Genomic DNA, 1877 nt, shown 5'->3' with positions numbered 1-1877 from the left:
CAACAAGACCGTATCCCAGGTAGCCAGTGTGGTGGCTGAAGAAACGGCAGATACCGGCGTGGACGCGGATACGTCTACTGCCGAGAACACCACCACGGTTATCGAGCCGGCAGAAACCGAAAGTGATATCGATCAGGATGGCATGCCGGACAGCAGTGATGATGATATTGATGGCGATGGCCTGCTCAATGAACAGGACAGTGCTCCCTATAATCCGGACCGCGACGGTGATGGTGTTGTCGATGGTGAAGATGCCTTCCCGGATGATCCGGCCGAAATCACAGACAGTGATAGCGACGGTGTTGGCGATAACAGCGACGCTTTTCCCCAGGACCCCAGCGAGACAGTAGATTCCGACGGTGATGGTGTTGGGGATAACGGTGATGCTTTCCCACAAGACCCATCCGAGTCACTGGATAGTGATGAAGATGGCGTCGGCGATAATATGGACGCGTTTCCGAATGACCCCACCGAAACCGTGGATAGCGATAACGATGGTGTCGGCGACAATGGCGATGTGTTCCCGAACGACCCCGAAGAAACCACAGATACGGATGAAGACGGAGTGGGCGACAACGGGGATGCCTTCCCCGAGGATCCCAACGAAACGATTGATTCCGACAATGACGGCGTGGGTGACAACAGCGACGCCTTTCCCAATGACGGTACGGAAACCTCGGATAGCGATGAGGATGGTGTCGGCGATAACAGCGATGTCTTCCCGGACGACCCGGCTGAAACGGTGGATAGCGATGCCGATGGAGTGGGTGACAATGGGGATGCATTCCCCAATGACCCCAACGAAACACTGGACAGCGACGGCGATGGTACCGGGGATAATGCTGACGACTTTCCCAATGATCCGGATGAAGCCGTTGATAGTGATGGGGACGGTGTAGGCGATAACGCGGACGCCTTCCCCAATGACGCGACTGAAAGTGTCGATGCAGATGGTGATGGTTATGGTGCCGATACCGCTGACCCGGACGACGCCGACCCCTGTAATCCGGATCCAAATGCCACGGCCTGTGGAGGCCCCGCGCCCGCCGTCTGGAATGAGTTCAACTGGGATGAAGCCAACTGGCAGTGAGGCCGTTGGTAAAAGCACAAAACCTAATGAGGGTAAGAGACATGAAAAAAGTAATTCTGACAGGCCTCACCGCAGCGGTATTGAGCGCCAATGCCATGGCCGGTGATGTGACTGGCTACACCGCCCCGCTGTCCGGCCAGGCGGCTACCGCGGCTGGTGTCGATGCCAACTTTCAGGCCCTGATCACGGCCATCAACGATAATAATCAGCGTATTGCCGCCCTTGAGGCGGCGAGCGGTGAGGTGGCAGATTTGGCCGATATCGTGAGTGGAGCGACCTATAAATTGTACTTCTCTGGCGGCATCATCGAGCTGGATGACGGTGGCGGTGCCAATTTGGAACGTTTCGGCGGAATTGCCGATCTGACGTTCAACGGTGACGGTTCCCTCAGCGAAACGTTCAGTGAGCAGGGCCGGTTCATCAGTCTGGATGCCAATCAGTGTAGCGGTGAAGGTGAGAATTTCAGCTGTGACCACTATGTTGATACCTGGAATGACAATGAAACCGGCGGCGGTTCCTGGTCTGTGAGTGGCCAGACTCTCAATGTGACCTGGAGTGACGGTGATTCTGAGTCGTTTAGCCTCTCTTCTGATGGCAACGTTATTACCTCAGGTGGTGGCGGCCTCGACGAAGGGGATGGCACTTCGGGGCTTGAGACTTTCGTGGCGGTGGGGATAAGGCTGGGCTCGCCAGAATAACTCAGCTTCAGAAACAAAAAAGAAATGCCTTAACCCGCAACGGTTAGGGCATTTTTTTTGAGAATAGCAGTGATAGGGGGCTCCGTTTG

Annotated in this window: 1 protein-coding gene and 1 pseudogene; both read left to right on the top strand. The window is 55.6% G+C overall.

Features of this window, described 5'->3' with window-relative positions:
* A pseudogene (locus A3754_RS27910) lies at positions 1-1090 on the top strand (hypothetical protein); the annotation flags it as partial.
* A 41-nt stretch (positions 1091-1131) separates the two neighbouring features.
* A complete protein-coding gene (locus A3754_RS18785) occupies positions 1132-1788 on the top strand; it encodes a hypothetical protein (protein WP_063520923.1) in 657 nt (218 codons plus the stop codon).
* Positions 1789-1877: the final 89 nt, after the last annotated feature.

The sequence above is a fragment of the Alcanivorax sp. HI0083 genome, from assembly GCF_001635175.1.
This window is presented reverse-complemented; position numbering and strand designations above follow the sequence as displayed.